The organism is Micromonospora sp. NPDC047134, assembly GCF_040643455.1.
Lineage (GTDB): Bacteria > Actinomycetota > Actinomycetes > Mycobacteriales > Micromonosporaceae > Micromonospora.
In genome coordinates this window covers 193,235-214,186 of sequence record NZ_JBEYUI010000008.1, presented here as the reverse complement: position 1 = coordinate 214,186, position 20,952 = coordinate 193,235, and the positions used below count along the sequence as shown (strand labels likewise).

General features: G+C 72.1%; 18 protein-coding genes. 5 read left to right on the top strand and 13 right to left on the bottom strand.

Annotation, left to right across the window (positions count from 1 at the left end):
- Positions 1-77: 77 nt before the first annotated feature.
- Both ABZ795_RS13390 and ABZ795_RS13385 read right to left on the bottom strand, forming a co-directional pair.
- On the bottom strand, positions 78-1,040 hold the full coding sequence (locus ABZ795_RS13390) for a complex I subunit 1 family protein (RefSeq protein WP_327023997.1): 963 nt from the start codon (positions 1,038-1,040) through the stop codon (positions 78-80).
- Positions 1,040-1,804 (bottom strand): NADH-quinone oxidoreductase subunit C, encoded by a 765-nt coding sequence (locus ABZ795_RS13385; RefSeq protein WP_357530472.1) that lies wholly within the window; start codon positions 1,802-1,804, stop codon positions 1,040-1,042. The genes ABZ795_RS13390 and ABZ795_RS13385 overlap by 1 nt, the downstream gene beginning before the upstream one ends.
- Positions 1,805-1,928: 124 nt before the next feature.
- On the opposite strand from ABZ795_RS13385, the gene ABZ795_RS13380 reads away from it, so the two are divergent.
- Positions 1,929-2,975 (top strand): glucose 1-dehydrogenase, encoded by a 1,047-nt coding sequence (locus tag ABZ795_RS13380; protein ID WP_327023995.1) that lies wholly within the window; start codon positions 1,929-1,931, stop codon positions 2,973-2,975.
- Between the two features lie 21 nt (positions 2,976-2,996).
- Here ABZ795_RS13380 and ABZ795_RS13375 read toward each other — a convergent pair whose 3' ends face one another.
- From ABZ795_RS13375 to ABZ795_RS13355, 5 genes are all read right to left on the bottom strand, one after another.
- The gene (locus tag ABZ795_RS13375) at positions 2,997-4,313 is read right to left on the bottom strand and encodes a DUF2252 domain-containing protein (protein WP_327023994.1); all 1,317 of its coding nucleotides are present in this window, start codon (positions 4,311-4,313) and stop codon (positions 2,997-2,999) included.
- 70 nt (positions 4,314-4,383) lie between these two features.
- Entirely contained in the window at positions 4,384-4,962 is a 579-nt protein-coding gene (locus tag ABZ795_RS13370; RefSeq protein ID WP_357530471.1) for an NADH-quinone oxidoreductase subunit B family protein, read from the bottom strand.
- Between the two features lie 108 nt (positions 4,963-5,070).
- Positions 5,071-6,606 (bottom strand): aminotransferase class V-fold PLP-dependent enzyme, encoded by a 1,536-nt coding sequence (locus ABZ795_RS13365; RefSeq protein ID WP_357530470.1) that lies wholly within the window; start codon positions 6,604-6,606, stop codon positions 5,071-5,073.
- Positions 6,603-8,042 carry an MFS transporter gene (locus ABZ795_RS13360; RefSeq protein WP_357530469.1) on the bottom strand — a complete coding sequence of 480 codons (1,440 nt, stop codon included), beginning with the start codon at positions 8,040-8,042 and terminating at the stop codon, positions 6,603-6,605. The genes ABZ795_RS13365 and ABZ795_RS13360 overlap by 4 nt, the downstream gene beginning before the upstream one ends.
- A gap of 32 nt (positions 8,043-8,074) precedes the next feature.
- Positions 8,075-8,389, bottom strand: a complete 315-nt coding sequence (locus ABZ795_RS13355; RefSeq protein WP_327023990.1) for an MGMT family protein — start codon at positions 8,387-8,389, stop codon at positions 8,075-8,077.
- A 13-nt stretch (positions 8,390-8,402) separates the two neighbouring features.
- On the opposite strand from ABZ795_RS13355, the gene proB reads away from it, so the two are divergent.
- Entirely contained in the window at positions 8,403-9,560 is a 1,158-nt protein-coding gene (gene proB / locus ABZ795_RS13350; protein WP_327023989.1) for a glutamate 5-kinase, read from the top strand.
- Positions 9,561-9,636: 76 nt separating this feature from the next.
- Positions 9,637-10,878: a glutamate-5-semialdehyde dehydrogenase gene (locus tag ABZ795_RS13345; RefSeq protein WP_327023988.1), complete on the top strand. Its 1,242-nt coding sequence runs from the start codon at positions 9,637-9,639 to the stop codon at positions 10,876-10,878.
- 224 nt (positions 10,879-11,102) lie between these two features.
- Here ABZ795_RS13345 and ABZ795_RS13340 read toward each other — a convergent pair whose 3' ends face one another.
- From ABZ795_RS13340 to ABZ795_RS13315, 6 genes are all read right to left on the bottom strand, one after another.
- Positions 11,103-11,924, bottom strand: coding sequence for a prenyltransferase/squalene oxidase repeat-containing protein (locus ABZ795_RS13340; RefSeq protein ID WP_327023987.1), 822 nt, complete (start codon positions 11,922-11,924; stop codon positions 11,103-11,105).
- 156 nt (positions 11,925-12,080) lie between these two features.
- Positions 12,081-13,301, bottom strand: a complete 1,221-nt coding sequence (gene moeZ, locus ABZ795_RS13335; protein WP_327023986.1) for an adenylyltransferase/sulfurtransferase MoeZ — start codon at positions 13,299-13,301, stop codon at positions 12,081-12,083.
- A 92-nt stretch (positions 13,302-13,393) separates the two neighbouring features.
- Entirely contained in the window at positions 13,394-14,173 is a 780-nt protein-coding gene (locus ABZ795_RS13330) for a DUF3152 domain-containing protein (protein ID WP_327023985.1), read from the bottom strand.
- 71 nt (positions 14,174-14,244) lie between these two features.
- Positions 14,245-15,150 carry a DUF3152 domain-containing protein gene (locus ABZ795_RS13325; protein WP_327023984.1) on the bottom strand — a complete coding sequence of 302 codons (906 nt, stop codon included), beginning with the start codon at positions 15,148-15,150 and terminating at the stop codon, positions 14,245-14,247.
- Positions 15,151-15,155: 5 nt separating this feature from the next.
- Positions 15,156-16,133: an alpha/beta hydrolase gene (locus ABZ795_RS13320; RefSeq protein WP_327023983.1), complete on the bottom strand. Its 978-nt coding sequence runs from the start codon at positions 16,131-16,133 to the stop codon at positions 15,156-15,158.
- 21 nt (positions 16,134-16,154) lie between these two features.
- Complete coding sequence (locus ABZ795_RS13315) at positions 16,155-17,978, bottom strand: hypothetical protein (RefSeq protein ID WP_357530486.1); 1,824 nt, start codon at positions 17,976-17,978, stop codon at positions 16,155-16,157.
- A gap of 1,551 nt (positions 17,979-19,529) precedes the next feature.
- Here ABZ795_RS13315 and ABZ795_RS13310 point away from each other — a divergent pair.
- Positions 19,530-20,168 (top strand): TetR/AcrR family transcriptional regulator, encoded by a 639-nt coding sequence (locus ABZ795_RS13310; protein ID WP_357530468.1) that lies wholly within the window; start codon positions 19,530-19,532, stop codon positions 20,166-20,168.
- 63 nt (positions 20,169-20,231) lie between these two features.
- On the top strand, positions 20,232-20,459 hold the full coding sequence (locus tag ABZ795_RS13305) for a DUF3107 domain-containing protein (protein WP_013736008.1): 228 nt from the start codon (positions 20,232-20,234) through the stop codon (positions 20,457-20,459).
- Positions 20,460-20,952 lie beyond the last annotated feature (493 nt).

Genomic DNA, 20,952 nt, shown 5'->3' with positions numbered 1-20,952 from the left:
GGGGGGGGGGGGTGGGGGGGGGGGGTGGGGGGGGGGGGGTGGGGGGTGGGGGGTGGGGGGTGGGGGTGCGCGGGGGGTTAGAGGGTTAGGCGGATGGTGGCGGTCAGGACCAGTTGGGCCAGGGCGGTGGGGACGAGGATCAGCCAGCAGAGGCGTTGGAGTTGGTCCTCGCGCAGGCGGGGGAAGGAGACCCGCATCCAGATGATCACGAAGCTGACGGCGGCGACCTTGAGCAGGGTCCAGAGCCAGCCGAGTTGGGCGTCGGCGAAGGGGCCCTGCCAGCCGCCGAGGAACAGCACCGTGGTCAGCGCGGCGATCACCACTATGCCGACGTACTCGGCGAGCAGCAGGAAGGCGAAACGCAGGCCGGTGTACTCGGTCAGGTAGCCGAAGACCAGTTCCGAGTCGGCCACCGGCATGTCGAACGGCGGTCGGCGGATCTCGGCCAGCCCGGCCAGGAAGAAGACCACCATGGCGGGGGCCTGCCAGATCAGCCACCAGGGCTGCCACGCCTCGACGATGCCGGACAGGCTGAGGGTGCCGGCGGCCATCGCCACCGAGGCGGCGGCCAGCACCAGCGGCAGTTCGTAGCCGAGCAGTTGGGCGGCCCCGCGTACCCCGCCGAGCAGGCTGTACTTGTTGGCGGAGGCCCAGGCCGACATCAACACCGCCAGCACACCCACCCCGACCACCGCGAGCACGAAGAACAGACCGATGTCCAGGGGCTGCCCCACCAGGTCGTTCGGGCCCAGGGGGATGACCAGCAGAGCCAGCAGGTACGGCACCAGGGCCACCGCCGGAGCCAGCCGGAACACCGGCCGGTCGGCCGCGCGGGGGGTGATGTCCTCCTTCTGTACGAACTTGACCCCGTCGGCGACGAGCTGTGCCCAGCCGTGGAACCCACCGGCGTACATCGGCCCCAGCCGCCCCTGCATGTGGGCCATCACCTTGTGTTCGGCCTGCCCCACCAGCAGTGGCAGCACGAGGAAGGCGACCACCACGCCGCCGATCCGGATCACCAGCTCCAGCCACAGTGGCATCAGGTCGTACCTTCCTCCTCAGGCTGCCCGCCCTCGGCCGGGGGCGCCGGGTCGCCGGGCGGGGCCGCGGCGGCGGGTGCCACCGGGGCCGGGCGTTCCCGGGGCGGTCGGGCCGGTCGTTCGCGGGCCGGCCGGGCCGGGGTGCCGCCGCGCGGCCCTTCCCCGACGCCACCGGCACCGGCCGGGGTCGGGGTGGTCCCCCACTCGCCGGGTGCCGGTACCCCGGGTGGCCGGATCGGTCGTCGGCCACCTCCGGCCTCGGACTCGCCCGGTTCCTTCGCCCCGGGCCAGGGCTTGGCCACCCGGGAGGCGAGCACGAACTCCTTGCGCAGCGGATGCCCCTCGAACTCCGGGGGCAGCAGCAGCGGCAGCAGGCCGTCGTGCCCGGCGAAGTCGATGCCGAACATCTCGTGGGTCTCCCGCTCGTGCCAGGCGGCACCCGGATAGACCGACACCACCGAGTCGATCGTCGGGGTCGTCCGGGGCACCCGCGCCCGCAGCAGCAGACCGTGCCGGTGGGTGGTCGACCAGAGGTGGGCCACCACGTCGAAACCCTCGGCCAGCTCGTCCACCGCGGAGAGCCAGTCGAAGAAGTCGCAGGCCAGCTCGGTGTCGTCCCGCGCGGCCAGCAGCGCCGCCCGCCAGGCCGAGGGGGGTACGTCGACCGTGGCCCGGGCGTGTGCCTGACCTCCGGAAACCGTAGCGGTGGCCTCGACGGGTGCGAGCAGCGTGACAAGGCGCCGGCCGGCCTCTTCCGGTGTCATGGCACTGATCCTATGGCCGTACCCGGCCCGACGCGCCGCCCCGGTGTGATGCCGACACCACGCGGCCGGGTGGAGATACCCGCTTTGCCGGCGGGGGTCGACCCGCGCGCAGCAGGATGGGGCCGTGCGCGCTGTCACCGTGATTCCCGGGGTGCCCGGCTCCCTGCGGCTGCTTGAGGACTACCCGGAGCCGACCACCGAAGAGGGGTCGATCCTGGTGGAGGCCCTGGCGGTGGGGATCTGCGGCACGGACATGGAGATCATCGAGGGCAAGTACGGTGAGGCCCCGCCCGGTCATGATCATTTGGTGCTCGGGCACGAGTCGCTGGGCCGGGTGATCGAGGACTCGACCGGCACCCTGCAACCCGGCGATCTGGTGGCCGGGATCGTCCGGCATCCCGATCCGGTGCCCTGCCCGAACTGCGCGGTCGACGAGTGGGACATGTGCCGCAACGGGTTGTTCACCGAGCACGGCATCAAGGCCCTGCCCGGCTTCGCCCGGCAACGCTGGCGGCTCCAGCCCCGCTTCGCCGTCGGACTGGACCCGGCCCTGGGCGAGGTGGGGGTGCTGCTGGAACCGACGAGTGTGGTGGTCAAGGCGTGGGACCACATCTTCCGCATGGGTCAGCGGGCGCAGTGGCAGCCGCGTACCGCGTTGATCACCGGTGCCGGTCCGATCGGCCTGCTGGCCGCCCTGCTGGCCAGCCAGCGTGGTCTGGACGTCCATGTGCTCGACCTGGTCACCGAGGGTCCCAAGCCGGCGCTGGCCAGTGCCCTGGGGGCCACCTACCATGCCGGCTCGATCGACCAGCTGGACTTCACACCGGATGTCATCGTCGAGTGCACCGGCGCACCGGCGGTCGTCCTCGAAGCGATGTACAAGGTCGCCCCCGCCGGGATCGTCTGCCTGGCCGGGGTCTCCAGCGGGGGCCGGACGGTAGACCTCGACGCCGGCTCCCTCAACCGCACTCTGGTCCTGGAGAACAACGTGGTGTTCGGCTCCGTCAACGCCAACCGGCGGCACTGGAACGCCGCCGCCGAGGCGCTGTCCCAGGCCGACCAGTCCTGGCTGGCCTCGTTGATCACCCGCCGGGTGCCGCTGTCGGAGTACGCCTCGGCGTACTCCCCCGGCCCGCAGGACATCAAGGTGATCCTCGACTTCACCTCCTGACCGGCCGGGGGAGGCTACGCCTCAGAGACCCGGCAACCTGCCGTTGCGGAACAGGTCGACGAAGAGCTGGTGATCCTGGCGGGCCCGGATGCCGTACGCGTGGGCGAAGTCGACCAGGTGCGCGACGAAGCCCGCGGGGTCGGCGGCCACCACGGCGACGATCGCCTCCTCGGTGGAGTAGTCGACCAGGTCGTGGCTGGACTCGTCGTCGGCCACCGAGTGCATCCGGGCGACCGCCCGACCCAGGTCGGCCAACACCCCGGCCAGTTCCTCGGGTTCGTTGACGTCGGCCCAGTCCAGGTCGGCGGCGTACGGGGAGACCTCGGCGACCAGTTGGCCCACCCCGTCCAGCTCGGTGTAGCCCACCCAGGGATCGGCGTGCGCCTGAAGGGCCCGCTGTGACTCGGCGGTGCGGTGGCCCTGGTGCCGGAAGTAGCCACGGACCCCTTCGTCGTCGACATGTCGGGCCACCGCCGGCACCTGAGCCTGCTTCATGTAGATCACGACGTCGTTCTCCAACGCCTGGGTGTGCCCCTCCAGCAGCAGGTTGTACGACGGCAGACCGGCCGAGCCGATGCCCACCCCCTTACGCAGCACCACGTCCTTGATCTGGGTGGCCAGCGGGCGGGCCTGCGCGGTGGCCGCCGGCAGGGTGTCCAGGTAGGCCTCGAAGGCGGCACAGACCCTGGCCCGCACCTCCCCGTCGATCTCGTACACCCCGTCGCGCAGGGAGAACCGCCGCTCGTACGCGTCGATGGTGGTCTGCTCCCGCAGCAGATCGACCCGGGTGTTGAGCCGGGCCTGCTGGAGTACCCGGCGCAGCACCCCGTCGGCGTTGTCCAGGGTGATCGACCCGATGGCGTCGTCACCGCCCTCGGCGATGGCCCGCAGCTCGGTCAGGTAGCTCTCCGCGAAACCGGTCACCAGCTCGCTGATCACCCGGTCGGAGAGGGCCTTGGTGTAGCCGATCAGGGCCACGCTGGCGACGAAGCGCCGCAGGTCCCAGGTGAAGGGCCCGACGTAGGCCTCGTCGAAGTCGTTGACGTTGAACACCAGTTGGCCGGAGCCGTTCATGTACGTGCCGAAGTTCTCCGCGTGCAGGTCCCCGTGGATCCACACCCGACTGGTCTGGGCGTCGAGGTAGCGGTCGTCGGCGAAGTCGCCGCGCTGGTCGGCGTAGAAGAGACTGGCACTGCCCCGGTAGAAGGCGAACGGGGAGGCGGCCATCTTGCGGAACTTGCGTCGGAAGGCTGCCGGGTCGAGCGCCATCAACGCGCCGAACTCCTGGGCCAGCACCTCGACGATGAAGGCGGAACGTTTCTCCGCGGCATCGGTCATGATCCGTACGCTAATCCCCGGCCGCCACCGCACCGTCCAACGACGCTGCGGCGGCCCGGTACGCCGGAGGTCAGATGCCCGGCGGGCGTACCGGCGGGGCGATGAGCGAGGCGGTGGAGCGGGGCGCCGTGCCCTCGGCGGAGGGCGCGTCGGTGGGCGAGGCCAGCGGGTCCGGGCGGGACACCCCGCCGGGGCCGGACTGCTCCGCGGCGATCTTCTCCTGAAGGCGCAGGATGCCGTGCAGCAGGGCCTCCGGTCGAGGCGGGCAACCCGGCACGTAGACGTCGACCGGGATGATCTGGTCGACCCCCTTGGTCACCGAGTAGGAGTCCCAGTAGGGGCCGCCGCAGTTGGAGCAGGCGCCGAAGGAGATGACGTACTTCGGTTCGGGCATCTGGTCGTACAGCCGCTTGATGGCCGGGGCCATCTTGTCGGTGACCGTGCCGGAGACCACCATCAAATCGGCCTGGCGGGGACCGTGCGCGAACGGGATGACGCCCAACCGCATGAAGTCGTGCCGGGACATGCTGGTGGCGATGAACTCGATGGCGCAGCAGGCCAACCCGAAGTTGAAGACCCAGAGCGAGTACCGCCGACCCCAGTTCAGCACGAACCGGATCGGCTCCCCGAGCACCGCCGGCAGCTGCACGATCGCCCCCTTCCCGTTCCTCGACAGTCAACCACAGCCCTTCCGGTAAGGAAGGGCCCCCTGTTAACGCCTGGCGTTGTACAGGGGACCCCTCCTAACAGCGGGGGGTCAGTACGACGGGCGTTGCAGCAGACTGACGAACTCGACGAGCAGCCGCTCACGCAACGCCGGTGGCGCGGCGTCCAGCAAAGTGTTCACCGGCGCCATCCGCTCCGGCAGCCCCGCGCCTGCCCCTGGCCCGCCCGCGCCGGGACCGCCTGTGCCGGGACCGCCTGTGCCGGGACCGCCTGTGCCGAGGCCCAGGCCGGCGGCCAGGTTCGCCACCAGGTCGGCGGTGAGGGTCTCCGGGGAGAGGGCGCCGGCCAGGGCCAGCAGTTCCGGGGGCAGAGGGACCGGCCCGGCGGCAGCGGCCGCCGCTACCGCCTCGGCCAGGTCGGCGGCGAACTCGGCCGCCCGGGGGGCCACCGCAGCGGTCACCGTCAGGTGCACACTGCGCGGCAGTCCGGCGTACCGGAGCTGGGGTTGGGTGTGCCAGCCCCGGGCCGCCAGCTCGTCCACCAGGACGAACAGGTCCGGCCCGGAGTCCGTGGCGGTGAAGCAGACCACTGTCGACTCCGGCTCGGCGACCAGCCGCAACCCGTCGACTCCGCGTACGGCCTCGGCCAGCACCCGCACGGCCTGGCGGGTCCGCCGGGTCAACTCCAGGTAGCCCTCGTCACCCAGGTGCCGCAGGGTCGCGTACGCGGCCGCGATCGGTCCGCCCGAGCGGGTGGAGGAGATCACCGGGTTGATCATCGTGTATCCGGGCCAGTCGGCGTACGCGAAGTACTGCGGTGCCCGCAGGGCCGGATCGCGGTGCAGCAGCACCGAGACCCCCTTCGGGGCGTACGCGTACTTGTGCAGGTCCACCGAGATCGAGGTGACCCCGGGTACGGCGAAGTCGAAGTCGGGCACCGGCTCGCCGAGACGACGCAGGTAGGGCAGGGTCCAGCCGCCGAAGCAGGCGTCGACGTGGCACCGTACCCCCGCTACGGCGGCCGCCTCGGCGATCTGGGCTACCGGGTCGATGACCCCGTGGGCGTACGAGGGGGCGGAGCAGACCACCAGGACCGTGTCGGGGCGGATCGCGGCGGCGATGTCGGCGACCGCCGGTCGCAGGGTGTCCGGGTCGATCGGCACCGTATCGACCTGGACCCGCAGGTAGTGCGCCGCCTTGGCGAAGGCCGCGTGCGCGCTGGTCGGCACCACGATGCGCGGTGCGGTGATCTCCGGCCGGGCGTCCCGGGCCGCCTTCACGGCCAGGATCAGCGACTCCGTGCCGCCGCCGGTGATGCTGCCGACCACCTCCGGGGCACTGGTGCCGGGCCCACCGTTCAGTAGCCGGGCCGCCGCTCCGACCAGCGCGTTCTCCATCGCCAGCAGGGACGGGAAGGCGGTCGGGTCCAGTCCGTTGACATGGGCGCTCTCCGCGTACGCGGCGGCAGCCAACTCGTCCAACCCGGGCACCCCCGGGTCGTACACATAGGCGAACAACCGCCCCCCGTGCGTGGGCCGATCCAACCCCCGCAGCTCCCGGATCTCCCCCAACACCCGCTCCGCGGCCACCCCACGCACGGGCAGCGCCCCCGCTTCTTCGTCGATCATGGAGTTTTGGTCTCCTCTTCGTGCTGGTTCGCACCTTTAGTCCCGACGGAAAGTGCATGATCGACGGGAGAAAGGGCGGGGGTGGGGGTGGGAGGGGTGGTTAGGCGGGCTTGGGTCAGGTCGTAGGGGCGGAGGAGGAGGGTGGCCAGGGCTATCAGGAGGGCGGGGAGGAGGGTGAAGCCGAGCAGGACGCCTAGGCGGGCGGTGTCGGATTGGGGGGCGGAGGTGCCGGTGGTGGAGGAGACGTAGCCGGTCAGGGCGAGCACCAGACCGTAGATGCCAGGACCCAGGGCCAGGCCGAAGGTCTCCCCGGCGGTCCACAGGCCGGTGAAGACCCCGGCCTGACGGCGGCCGGTACGGGCGGTGTCGTACGCGATGCAGTCCGGGAGCATGGCCAGCGCGAACACCTGCTGCCCGGCGTACCCGACCCCGATCGACGCGACCAGCAGGTAGATCACGGCGGCGGGGAGCAGCGGCGCGGCTACCAGCGCCAGCCCACCGCCCGCCAGGATCAGGGAGGCGATCACCAGCCCGGCGAGCTTGCCCAGTCGGGCACCCACCCGCGACCAGAGCGGCATCACCACCAGGGCGGGCCCGACGAAGCAGGCGAACAGCAGGGTGGGGCCGGTCTTGGAGTCACGCAGGATCTGGTCGGCGAAGTACTGCACCCCGGCGAGGATCGTCGCCACCCCGGCGGACTGCACCACGAAGCAGAGCAGCAGCACCCGGAACGGCCGGTTGCGGCCGGCCACCGCGAGTTGGACGCGCAGGCTGGGTTCGCTCTCGGCGACCACCTGCTGGGGCGCGGACCGGGTGCCCAGGAAGGCACCGACTGCACCGAGGGCGATCAGGGCGGCGACGAAGACCCCCATCCAGCGGTGTCCCGGCACCCCACCCCCGGCGATGTCCCGGACCAGGGGGGCCACCGCGCCGGAGACCAGGATGGCCAGCGCCAGCACCGCGATCCGCCAGGTCATCATCCGGGTACGTTCGGCGTAGTCGCTGGTCAACTCGGCCGGCATGGCCACGTACGGCACCTGGAAGAAGGCGAAGGCGGTCGCCGTGGCCAGGAAGGCGACAGCGACGTACGCCCCGGCGGCCGGCCCGGCACCGAAGGGGGCGGCGAAGATCGACCCGAAGAGTACGGCCAGGGCCAGTCCACCGATGAGCAGGTACGGCCGGCGGGCACCCCAGCGGGAGCGGGTCCGATCCGAGATCCGCCCGGCCACCGGGTTGACCAGCACGTCCCACGCCTTCGGCAGGAGCACCAGCAGGGCCGCCACGCCGGCGGCCACCCCCAGGGTGTCGGTGAGGTACGGCAGCAGCAACAGCCCCGGTACGGTGCCGAAGGCCCCGGTGGCCAGCGAGCCTAGGGCGTAACCGGCGTGCACTTTGCGCGGCAGGGCCGCGGCGGCGCCACTGGGCGGTGCGGTCATGGCGCCGAATCGTACTCAGATTATGGCCCTCGTCACATCCCCTCGGTCGGCCACCAACTGGCCGCCCGCATGTCCACCCGGTCCTGGCGCATCGGCGTGCCCTCGGCCAGCCACCGCGCTCGCGCCTGCGCCGCCAACTGCGGCGGCATCGCCCCGGCCGCGTTGACGACCCGGTGCCAGCCGACCGCCCCACCGTGCCGGGCCATGATCGCCCCGACCAGTCGGGCGGAGGCCCGACCCGAACGCTCGGACAGGGCGTCGGCCACCGCCCCGTACGACATCACCCGACCAGGGGGAATCCGGTCAACGAGGTCCAGAACCGCCTCGACGTACTCCTCAGGGGTCACGACCAGCCAGAGTATGGGAACGCCGAGGGGAGTCCCAAGGACGACAGCGCAGAATAGGCGGGTGCGCGACGCGGTAACCACGGCCCGGCGGGTCGTCGTCAAGATCGGATCTTCCTCGTTGACCACCGCCACCGGCGGTCTGGACGACGAGCGGCTCGACGCGCTGGTCGACGCCCTCGACACGCGTACGGTCGACGGCCGCGAGGTGGTGCTCGTCTCCTCCGGCGCGATCGCCGCCGGTCTCGCGCCGCTCGGGCTGGCCCGGCGACCCCGCGACCTGGCCACCCAGCAGGCCGCGGCCAGCGTCGGGCAGGGCCTGCTGATCGGGCGGTACGCCGCCGCCTTCGCCCGGCACGGTCGCACCGTAGGGCAGGTGCTGCTGACGGTCGACGACGTGACCCGGCGGGCCCACTACCGCAACGCGTACCGCACCCTGCGCAAACTGCTCGACCTGCGGGCCGTACCGATCGTCAACGAGAACGACACCGTGGCCACCCAGGAGATCCGGTTCGGTGACAACGACCGGCTGGCCGCCCTGGTGGCTGCCCTGGTCGACGCCGACCTGCTGGTGCTGCTCTCCGACGTCGACGCCCTCTGGACGGGCAACCCGGCCCGACCCGGTGCCCGCCGCATCGCCGAGGTACGTGACGAGTCCGACCTGGCCGGAGTCGACATCGGCGGCACCGGCCGTTCCGGGGTAGGCACCGGCGGCATGGTGACCAAGGTCGAGGCGGCCCGCATCGCCACCGGGTTCGGCATCCCGGTCGTGCTGACCTCCGCCGCCCAGGCCGTGGCGGCGCTCTCCGGTGAGCCGGTCGGCACCTTCTTCCACCCCAGTCCCCGACGGCCGGCGGCCCGCCTGTTCTGGCTGGCCCACGCCACCTCCCCCCGGGGACGGCTGCACCTGGACCCGGGTGCGGTGGCCGCCGTGGTGGGCCGACGCAAGTCCCTGCTGCCGGCCGGGATCACCGCCGTGGACGGGGCCTTCACCGCCGGTGACCCGGTCGACCTGGTCGACGACGACGGCGCCCCGGTCGCCCGAGGGCTGGTCAACTACGACGCGGTCGAGCTGCCCGGCCTGCTGGGACGCTCCACCTCCGACCTCGCCGCGGCGCTGGGCCCGGCGTACGAACGGGAGGTCGTCCACCGCGACGACCTGGTACTGCTGTAGAAGCCGGTAAGGAGGGGCACCTTATTAACGCGTGGCGTATTAAAAGGGCCCCCTCCTAACACTTGAGGAGCATGGGATGAACGTTAGCGAGCAGGCGCGTCGGGCGCGGATCGCGGCGGAGACACTGGCGACGGCGACGCGTACCGCCAAGGATGCCGCGCTGAACGCGATGGCCGATGCGCTGTTGGCGCGTACCCCCGAGATCCTCGCCGCGAACGCCGCGGACCTGGCGGCCGGACGCGAAGCCGGGCTGAGCGCGGCCGTGCTGGACCGGCTCGCCCTCGACGAGGGCCGGATGGCCGGCATCGCGGACGCCCTGCGGCAGATGGCCGCCCTGCCCGACCCGGTGGGTGAGGTGGTACGCGGCTCGACCCTGCCCAACGGGCTGGAACTGCGGCAGATCCGGGTGCCCTTCGGGGTGGTCGGCATCATCTACGAGGGACGGCCGAACGTCACCGTGGACGCCGCCGGCATCTGCCTGAAGTCCGGAAACGCGGCCCTGCTGCGCGGTTCCTCCTCGGCCGCGCACTCCAACGCCGCGCTGGTCGCGGTGCTGCGGGACGCGATCGTCGGTGCCGGCCTGCCGGCGGACGCGGTGCAACTGCTCGACTCCAGCACCCGCGACTCCGTCAAGGAACTGATGCGGGCCCGGGGCCTGGTGGACGTGCTGATCCCGCGCGGCGGGGCGTCACTGATCCGGGCCGTGGTCGAGGAGTCCACCGTGCCGGTGATCGAGACCGGGGTGGGCAACTGCCACGTCTACGTGGACGCCGCCGCCGACCTGTCGATGGCCCTGTCCATCGCCCTGAACGCCAAGACGCAGCGGCTGTCTACCTGCAACACCGCGGAGTCCCTGCTGGTGCACGCGGCCGTCGCCGACGACTTCCTGCCGGCGATGCTGACCGCCTTCGCCGAGGCCGGGGTCACCGTGCACGGCGATGCCCGGACGGCCACCTACTCCGAGGCCGTGGTCCCGGCCACCGAGGAGGACTTCACCACCGAGTACCTCTCCGCGGACATCTCGGTCGCCGTCGTCGACTCCCTCGACGCGGCGGTCGCACACATCCGGCAGTACGGCACCGGCCACACCGAGGCCATCGTCACCGACTCGCAGGCGGCCGCCCGGGAGTTCGTGGCCCGGGTCGACTCGGCCGCGGTGATGGTGAACGCCTCGACCCGGTTCACCGACGGCGGCGAGTTCGGCTTCGGCGCGGAGATCGGCATCTCCACCCAGAAGCTGCACGCCCGAGGCCCCATGGCCCTACCCGAACTCACCAGCACCAAGTACGTGGTAACCGGCACCGGCCACCTCCGCTAAACCCACCCCACCCCACCCCACCCCACCCCACCCCACCCCACCCCCGCCCTCACCCCGGCCCCGCCCCCGCACCCCGGCCCCGCCCCCGCGATCTTGCACTTTTGGTCGCCAATTCGCCCCGATATGTCGGCTTTGCCCCGACCGAAAGTGCAAGATCGCGGGAGGTGAGGGCTCGCGGCGTCGTGGGGGCGCGGGGCGGGCGGCGCTCGGGGAGGGCTGGGGGGTCAGCGGAAGGCGCGGATTACGGCGAGGGTGGTGTGTACGTCGAACTGGTGGCCGTCGTCGCTGGTCCAGCCGCCGTCGCTGCGTTGGGTCTCGGCCAGTCGGCGGCGGGCCGCCACCAGGGTCCACTCCTGCTCGTCGACGCCGACCCGACGCAGGGTCGAGGCCAGCCAGGCCGCGTCGGCGGGTGAGGCCTGCGGGAGACGCTCGGCGAGCACGGCCTTGATCCGCGCCGACTCGTAGAACAGCTGCTGGCGGTGCAGTACCGCTGCGGTCAGCCAGCCGGTGGCCAGGAAGGACGGCCAACTGCCGTCGGGGTTGAGGTGGGCGGCCAGCGCCTGCCCCGCGGCCTGCACCACCCCGGCGTACGCCCCACCGACCCGGTGGTCCAGCGGCCCGGCGGCGCGGGCGTCCAGCCCGGCCACGGTGAGCCAGAAGGCCGCGTTGGCGGTCAGGTAGAGCCGGGCCTCCGGGTCTCCCGGCCGGGCCCACTCCGGGGCCACCTCGGCCAGGGCCTCGTCCTCCTCCCAGCAGCCGTCCCGCTGCTGGGCGGCGGCCAGCCAGTCCAGGGCCCGGCGGGCGGCCGGGCGGCTGAGGGCGCCCAGGTCGTCCAGTTCGGCGAGGCGGAAGCAGGTGGCGTCGACCGACGCGATCTCGTCGCCCCAGGAGGCCGGCCAGCCTCCGCCCAGGGTCTGCCCGACCTCGGCGCTGTCGAGCGTCTCGGGTGACGGCGGCGCGCCGGTACGCAGCCAGGAGAGGCGGGCACGTTCCACCGCGTCCCCGTGTGCCACCACGAACCCGATCGCGGCGTCGATGTCGACCACGGCGGTCAGGCTACCGGCGCATACGTGATCTCGCCTCGGCGAATCGGGCAGCCGACATCGGCCCGGACGGCAGGTGTGAGCAGGGCGTTGCGGCGGATGTTAAGAAGGGACCCCTGCTCTACCGGAGGCGTTAAGAAGGGGCCCTTCCTTACACCCTCAGTAGGTCGGGAGGGAGGGGTCGATCTGCTTGATCCAGGAGAGCACCCCGCCCTGCACGTGCACGGCGTCGCGGAAGCCGGCCGCCTTGAGCGCGGCCAGGGCCTCGGCGGAGCGTACGCCGGACTTGCAGTGCAGCACGACCTGCTTGTCCTGCGGCAGCTTGGACAGCGCCTCCCCGGAGAGGATCTCGCCCTTGGGGATCAGGGTGGCGCCGGGGATGCGGACGATCTCGTACTCGGCCGGCTCCCGGACGTCGACCAGGAAGATGTCCTTGCCGGCGTCCTGCCACTCCTTCAGCTCGGCGGCGGTGATGGTGGCGTCGACCACGGCCTCCTGGGCCTCGACGGACACCGCGCCGCAGAAGTCCTCGTAGTCCTCCATCAGGTCGGTCAGGGTCGGGTTCTCGCCGCAGAGCACGCAGTTCGGGTCCTTGCGGACCTTGATCTTGCGGTAGCTCATCTCCAGGGCGTCGTAGACCATCAGCCGGCCGACCAGCGGCTCACCGACACCGGCGAGCAGCTTGATCGCCTCGTTGACCTGGATCGAACCGATCGAGGCGCAGAGCACACCGAGCACCCCGCCCTCGGCGCAGGAGGGGACCATGCCGGGCGGCGGGGGCTCCGGGTAGAGGCAGCGGTAGCAGGGACCGTGCTCGGCCCAGAACACCGAGGCCTGGCCGTCGAACCGGTAGATCGACCCCCAGACGTACGGCTTGCCGAGCAGCACCGCCGCGTCGTTGACCATGTAACGGGTGGCGAAGTTGTCCGTACCGTCGACGATCAGGTCGTACTGGGCGAAGATCTCGCGGACGTTGTCCCGGTCCAGGGCGGTGTTGTGGATCTCCACGTTGACCAGGGGGTTGATCTCGCGGATGCTCGCCGCGGCCGACTCGGCCTTGGAGCGGCCGATGTCGGAGACCCCGTGGATGATCTGCCGCTGGAGGTTCGACTCGTCGACGGTGTCGAAGTCGATGATGCCCAGGGTGCCGACCCCGGCGGCGGCCAGGTACATCAGGGCGGGGGAACCGAGGCCACCGGCGCCGACGCAGAGCACCCGGGCGTTCTTCAGCCGCTTCTGACCGGTCACCCCGACATCCGGAATGATCAGGTGACGGGAGTAGCGACGGATCTCGTCAACGGTCAGCTCGGCGGCGGGTTCGACGAGCGGGGGCAACGACACGGTGAACTCCCCGGAATCGATGGCGGACAACCGGGCCATTGTTGCTCGCCGACATGGCCGTCGGCCATGAGCGGGGACACGTAGCCCGGCATACGGGAGCGGGAATAACCGGGGACCGGCCGGCGGGCGGGTCAGGGGATCAGGTCATCGGCGTACCGGGGGCCGTCGGGGTAGGGCCAACCGTTGGCCAGGCAACCGGCCAGGCCGTACGTCTGCTGTTGCATGACCGGGGCCGGCAGTCCCGGCCCCGGGCACTCCGCGTGCCACTCACCGAACTCGTGCCCCACCTCGTGGTTGATCACGTAGGCCCGGTAGACCGCCAGCGGTGCCCCGTAGTCCGGCACCGCCTCCCGCCACCGCGCCAAGTTGATGATCACCTCGCCGGGGAGCCGGCAGGAGGTGTAGCCCTCCGTGCTCAGGCCGCCGACGGCGCACATCCGCTCCGAGGTCAGCGGGGTGGCCAGGTAGACGGTGAAGTCGGCCCGGTCGAACTCGGCTACCCGCTGCACCCGCAGGTCCCCCGACCCGATCCAGCTACGCGGATCGGACAGCACCCCGTCGACCTCGGCCGCGAAATCGGCCGCCTCCGTACCGGCCTCCTGCTCGACGGCCACCCGGTAGCGCACGAGCGGCCCGTCCAACCCGTACACCGGGGACTCCGCGTCGGCGACCAGGAACTGCCCGCTACCGGCGCTCGGGTACGGGCTCGGTTCCGGTGGCTGCTGCACCAGGCCCTGCGCGGGCCGGCTCCGGCCGTCCGGCTCCCCCGCCGGGTCATCCTTGAGGCCCAGCACGGCCAGCACGACGACCGCGAGCATCAGCAGACCCAGGGGTACGGCCAGCCAGTGCCGTCGCAGCCGCGCTGCGGGAACCGAACCGCCCGGGCGCCCAGCAAGGGGTGAAGAGGGCATGACCCGATCGTCTCACCCATGTCAGGTCGAATCGGCGCAAACTGGAAATGTCTCGGGTCAGCTTGGACCGGTCACAGGGGCGGACCGGCGTAGCGCCGACCATCGAGGTACGGCCAGGGGTTGGCCTTGCAGCCCTTGAGGAACAGGGTCTGCTGCATCATCACCGGGGCCGGTCGGCCCCGCCCCGGGCAACGCTCGTGCCGGTTGCCCAACTGGTGCCCGACCTCATGGTTGATCACGTACGTGCGGTAGACCGACAGGGGCACCTTCGCCTCGACGAAGTGCGGCACCGACCGCCGCCACCGCTCCAGGTTGATGATCACCTTCCCGGGGGCCCGGCAGGAGGTGTAGGGCCGCCCACCTACCCGGATGTCCACCCCGCCGGCCGCGCACATCCGGCCCGCCGTCGCCGCCGTGGCCAGGTAGACGGTGAAGTCGTACCGGGACGAGGTCGGCACCTGACGCAACCGCAGTCGGCCACTGTCCACCCAGCTGCCCGGCCCGGTCAACGCCTCCTGCACGACCAGCCCGAACTCGCCCGGATCGACCTTCGCGCCGGACTCCACCGCCACCCGGTACCGCTGAAGCCCACCGGACTTCCCCAGCACCGGGCCGGTCCGCTCGTCGTAGTCGAAGCGACCCCGCCCCGCCGAGGGCACCCGCCCGGGCTGCTGCAACACCGGCGCCGCCGGGGAAGGACTTGCCACCGCAGGCGCGGAGGACGGCGTCGCCGGTGACGGTACGACCGCCGACACCGGTGGCGGGACCGCCTGCACCTCGTCGGCGTCGGCCGGGCCGGGGAGCCAACCCGTACCCCCGGCCACCAGCATCACCGCGGCACCCACCGCCGCCAGCACCCCCACCCGGACGGCGACCCTGGGCCGGTGGCCGGCCCGCCGGTCGACGCCTTGCCCGGAGGAAGCCCCGCGACTGGTGTGTCGGCCAGGATGCCGGCGGTGGCTACGAGGGGTGACCATCCCGGTCATCCTGCCAGGTCTGACCGGTACCTCGCGTCCCCCGTCTCGGTGAGCAGCCCGACCACGGCCCGAGCCACCAGGCGCGGCACCTCCAGTTGGGCCACATGGCCCACCCCGTCGAGCATCAACAGTCGACTGTCCGGAATGGCCCGTGCGGTCTGCGGCGCCACCCGGACGTCGACCAACCGGTCCCGCCGACCACCGACGACCAGTGTCGGCGCCTGCACGGAACGGGCCAGCCGCCACAGCGAGTCCGCCCCCGGCAGGTACGACCGTAGGAAGCTGTGAACCAACCCCCGGAAGGTACGCACATAGGCTGCGGCGTAGTGCTCCGCCTGGTAGCGCACCCGGATCTCCTCCAGCGCCTCCTGTCGACGCTGATCGCAGATCCGGCTCAGGTCGGCCACACAGGACTCCATCACCTGCTGCGCCATCACCTCCGGGGCCATCTGGGCCAGCCGCCAGGCGACCAGCCGCTCGCCCCGGGGAACAGCCAGCACGGGGAGCATCCGGCCCTGCAACGACCGGCGGAAGTTCAGGAACGGCAGGGCCGGCGAGACCAGGGTCAAGGTACGGACCAGGTCCGGGCGCAGCGCGGCCACCCGGACCGAGATGGCCCCGCCCAGCGAGTTGCCGAACAGGTGCACCGGCCCCCGGCCTGAGTGCTCGATCCAGCGGATCACCCGTTGCGCGAAGAAGGGCACGGTGTACCGCAGACCCGGCTCGCTGCGACCGAAGCCCGGCAGGTCGATGGCCTGACCGTCCAGCCGGTCGGCCAGCAGACCGGCCAGGTCGGTCCAGTTCTGCGAGGAACCACCCAGCCCGTGCACGTACAGCGCCGGTTCGGCGTCCGGCCCGGTAGCCGGGGTGTCGCGCACGTAGGTGACCGTGCCGTCTAGCCGTACCTCCCGACCGGGCCAGGGTGGTGGCACCGAGTGGGCGGGCAGCAGCCGGTCGGAGGAGAGACGAGCAGGCTTCACCATTCCAGTCTGCCCGGGTGCCCCTCAGGCCAGCAGGGCCTCCAGCCGACGATTCACCGCAGCCAGTGTGGCGCGTACCACCGCCTGTCGGGGATCACCGGCGACCAGGGCGGACCCGGCCAGTTGCTCCACCCACCCGTCGCAGACCAGCAACGCCACCACGGTGGCCACCTCACAGTTGCCGAAGGGCACCACGGCGGCATGTTCGACGAAGCACCGTCCGCCCTCCACCGGACCGCCGGCACCCCGCAACAACTCGTCGATCGAGGCCGCGGCCGCTACCGCACAGAGCCGCAGCACGTAACCGTCGACCGCCGGGCCGGTGGCGTACCCGGCGGCACTGTGCTCCCCCGCGACCAGCCGGACCTCGACGGTGGCGTCCAGCCCGAAGGTGCTGACCTGCACGTGGTCGAGCACCACCCGGGGACCGGGACGCCCGCCGGTGTCCAACGGCCGCGACGGCGCGGACTCCGTGGTGGTCAACTGCCCACCGGAGTACGAGGCGCCCAGGGTCGCCGGGCTCCCGGTCGCGCCGGGCTCCTCCACGGCGGCCCGGCCACTGTTGGGTGAGGGTGCCGGACGTCTACGCCGCAACTGATCCGGCGCGGCTTCGGTGCGGGTCGCCACGCCTTCCGTACGGGCGCCCGCCGGTCGGTTGGTCGGGCGTCGAGGCTCGCCGCCGGCCCGGCTCTCGCCGTCGCCACCCCGGTTGTCCGCGGACCGACGTCGCACCGGCGCGGCCGGTGTCACCGGCACGCCGCGCGGTGCGGCGGCAAGACCCATCCGCTCCTGGAGCAGCCGGGCCACCTGCCGGCTGACCTCGGCCGGGTCGGCACCGTCTGAGAGGTCCAGACGCAGGCTGTGGGCACCCGCCGGGGTACGGCGCAGCGACGCATCGCGTACCCCCTCGACCCCTCGGACCGCGTCGAGGATCGCGTTGACGTCGAAGCCCTCCGGCCGGTCGCGCAGCGGTGCCGGCTCGTCATCGCGGCGCAGATGGGTGGCGATCCGGGCGAGTTCCGGCGTTTCGGCAGGTGGATCCACGGCAGGCGGCTCCGGAACGAGGGGCACGTCCGGTTCGGCGGGGACGCGCTGGGGCAACACCGCCGCTGTGCCGTCCGGCGACCGACCCCCGCCCGGTTCCACCGGCGGTACGGGTTCCGGCGCGGACCGACGTGCCGCGTAAGGGGCCGAGTTCGTCGACCCGTTGGCGGCATGGCTCTGCTCGTGGCGGCCCGCCCCCGCGGCGTTCATCCCGGTCAGCGCATCGGCGGGAACCGGAGTCGGGTCAGGCTGGCCGGGGGTAGCCGCGGAACGAGTCGGGGCCGGCTCGTCGGAGACCGGACGAAGCCGGAAGGGTCGGTGAACAGACAGGTCGGTCGGCTCCCGGTGATCGGCGACCGGCCCGGCACCAGAGGTCGGCCTGAGGTCTGCGGTCGGCATCGGGTCGGTGGTCGGCCTGAGGTCGGCGGGAGGGCTGAGTTCAGCGGCGGATCTGGCCGCAGCGGTGGCCCATGGATCCGGCGTGGCTTCCGGGGCGGCGGCCAAATGGGCCCCGGGTGCCTCCCGGTAGGTCGACCCGCTGGCCGGTGGGGCGCTGGTCGGGCCGTGCGCCCAGGACCCCTGCTCCTCCGTCGACGGGTGGGCTGCTCGGGTGCCCCAGCGCCCCTGCTCCTCCGACGGCGGCTGGGCGCCCCAGGGCAGCCCCTCCTCGGCCGGCGCGGCGCTGACCGGGCGGGCCCAGGCCGGACGCTCCGGCGGCTGCGCGGTCGGGCCGGTCACCGGCCGTTCGTCGGCGGCCCGAGGAGCCCAGGTCGGTCGCTCCATCGGGGTGCTGGTCGGCGGCATCGCCCAACTCGGCCGGTCGGAGAAGGTCTGCTCAGCCCGCCCGGGTAACTCTGGCTCAGCCCTACCGGACAGGTCCTGTTCAGCTCCGACAGGCGGATCCTGCTCAGTCCTGCCGGAGGGATCCTGCTCGGCCCTACCGGGCGGGTTCTGCCCGGCCGTCACGCCGGGGTCGGACTGAGCCCAACTGGGGACGGGCTGCTCCGGCTGACCGGGGGTCGGCTCCGGCCCCTGACCCGAGGAGCGAAATCCCTCGTACGGTCGGGTTGGTTGCACGGGTACCGGCTCGTAGGGACGGCTCGGCGCGGCGCGCACCGGCTCGTACGGCCGACTGGGCTCGTGGGCCCAGGTCTGAGCCGGAGTGTCACGCGAGCGTCGACCTGGTGAGTCCCCCTCACCCCGGGCCCACGAAGGAGCCCATTCGCTGGTCGGAGTCGACCGGGCCCAGTCCGGCTGCTCGGCGGCCGCCGGTAGCCGGAGCCCGGCCTGGTCGGTCGGTGCCGGGTCAGTCGGCTCGGCGGCAACGGCCTCGGCGGGCCCCCACCGGTTGGCCCCGTTGGAGTCCTCCCACCCGTGCGGCGCCGGGCCGGCCGACTCCTCCCGGTGGCGCTCCGCGGTGGGCGCGTGCAGCCCAGGGGGCATCTCGAAGCCCGAGGCGGCGGTGCCGACCGGCGGCACCTGCACGGTCGGCGACGAGGTCGGCAGGCCGGTCACCGGCGGAGCCGACGTCGGCAGACCACTCACCGGTGGCCCGGAGGCGGGCAGGCCACTGACCGGCGGCGCTGAAGTGGGCAGGCCACTCATCGGTGGCCCGGAGATCGGCGGGCCGCTCACCGGCGGGGCCGAGGTGGGCAGGCCGGTGACCGGCGGCCCAGAGGTGGGCAGGCCGGTCATCGGCGGGGCCGAGGTCGGGGCAGCGTGCACCGGGGCCGACAGCCCCCCGGCCGGTGGCGCGGAGGTCGGTAGGCCGGTGGGGGGTGCGGATTGCTCACTGGCCGGTACGGGGCGCGGTGCCGGCAGCACCAGGCGCTCGTGACCAGGGTGGTGGCCGGAATCACGGGACCCGGGCGGGGCACTCACCGGGGCGTGCCAGTCGGCGGAAGGCTCGTTCGCACCGGGGTACCTGCCGTTGACCTGCTGACCGTTGACTCCCTCGGACCGCTGCGGCACCGGCTCTCCGGGTGGGGCCGGCAGGTCGGCGTAGGGGGGCGAGGCCGTGGACCAGCCGGTCGGCGGCGGAATCACCCGCCAACGTTCCCCGGTCTCCTGGGAGCTTTCCGCGCTCCAGGACCAACCCCCGGTCGGCGGCGCCCACCCGTTGCCGGAACGGCCCAGGTCATCCTGCTGACCCGTACCGTCGCCGTGCTCTCCCGGGGTGGCGGCACCGGGCTGTCCTGTTTCACTCACCGCGCGCTCCTTGGTCGCCCCCGCTGAGGCTACCGTGTGGCGACAGTGGCGATAAGTTACAGCGGCGGGCCAATTCCGCCCGGGGCCCTCCAGGCCCTGGTCGGTTTGACAGAAATGCCGGTCCGCACGACGACCTCGGAGGTTCTGATGACCGCTACGGGGAACGGCGCCCAGACCGCCGGCCGGCCCACGCGCCTACCTCGTTCGGCACGCCGTAAGCAGCTGCTCGCCGCAGCTCAGGAGGTGTTCGTCGCGCAGGGTTACCACGCCGCAGCCATGGACGACATCGCCGAGCGGGCGGGAGTCTCCAAGCCGGTGTTGTACCAACACTTCCCCGGAAAGATGGAGCTGTACCTGGCCCTGCTCGACACGCACTGTGACGCCATCGTCGCCAAGGTGCACGATGCCATGGCCAGTACCACCGACAACAAGGAGCGGGTCGGGGCGTCCGTGCGGGCCTACTTCGACTTCGTCGACCACGAGAGCGAAGCCTTCCGGCTGGTCTTCGAGTCGGACCTTCGCAACGACCCCGCCGTACGGCAGCGGGTCGAGCGGGTGGAGCAGGGCTGCATCGCCGCCATCACCGACACCATCATCTCCGACACCGGAGTGAGCCGGGCCCACGCCGAGCTGCTCGCCTCCGGCCTGGTCGGTGCCGCCGAGACCGCCGCACAGTTTTGGCTGGCCGGGGGCCGTCCGGTGCCCAAGGCCGAGGCCGAGGCGCTGGTGGCGGCGCTCTCCTGGCGGGGCATCGCCAGCTTTCCGCTGCAAGGTGAGTCAGCCTGAACTAGCACCTTGTGATCGGATAGCCTTCGCACGGCGGCCATTTCGCCCGACGGAGGAGGCACAGTGGAGGTCAAGATCGGCGTGCAGTACGCGCCCCGCGAACTGGTTCTGGAGAGCGCGCAGTCGCCGGCAGAGATCGAGCGGATCGTGACCGACGCCGTCGCCCGGGGTGAGGGCACCCTGTCCCTGACCGACGAGAAGGGCCGGCGGATCATCGTGCCGGTCAGCAAGGTCGCCTACGTGGAGATCGCGGAAGCATCTCCCCGGGCGGTGGGTTTCACCGTCCGCTGACGGTCCAGTTGGTAGGTCCGGCGGCGACCCTCCGCGCGATGCGCGAGTCGGTCAGCCGCCGGATCAAGCCCCCTGACTGCTCACCCTGACAGGTTCAGGTGGTGAGCGCCCCACGATCGACGCCGGTCACCCCCGGGACAGCCGCCACCCCCATCGACGGCCGCTTGGCCATTCCGGGTCGGCGAAGCCCGCTTGCGGCCATCGACGTAGCCCGGCTCTCGGCCCGGCGCATCTTGTCGGAGTCCGGCCGCACACCCGGCGCATCGAGCCCGATCAGCCCACAGCGGTGCAGAAGTGCGGTCGAGACGGGCAACCCGCAGTTTTCGCCGAACGGGGACACACCGGGATCTGCGGGCAGAAATTTCGAGAGGCCCGACCTGGTCGACAGACCGGGCTGCCGGTGATACACATCACGTAAGAGCCTGCCCGGTGACGCTTGCTTGCGCGGAATCAGGACAGCGTATGGCCCGTTCAGGTAGCATGGAGGAGTTGC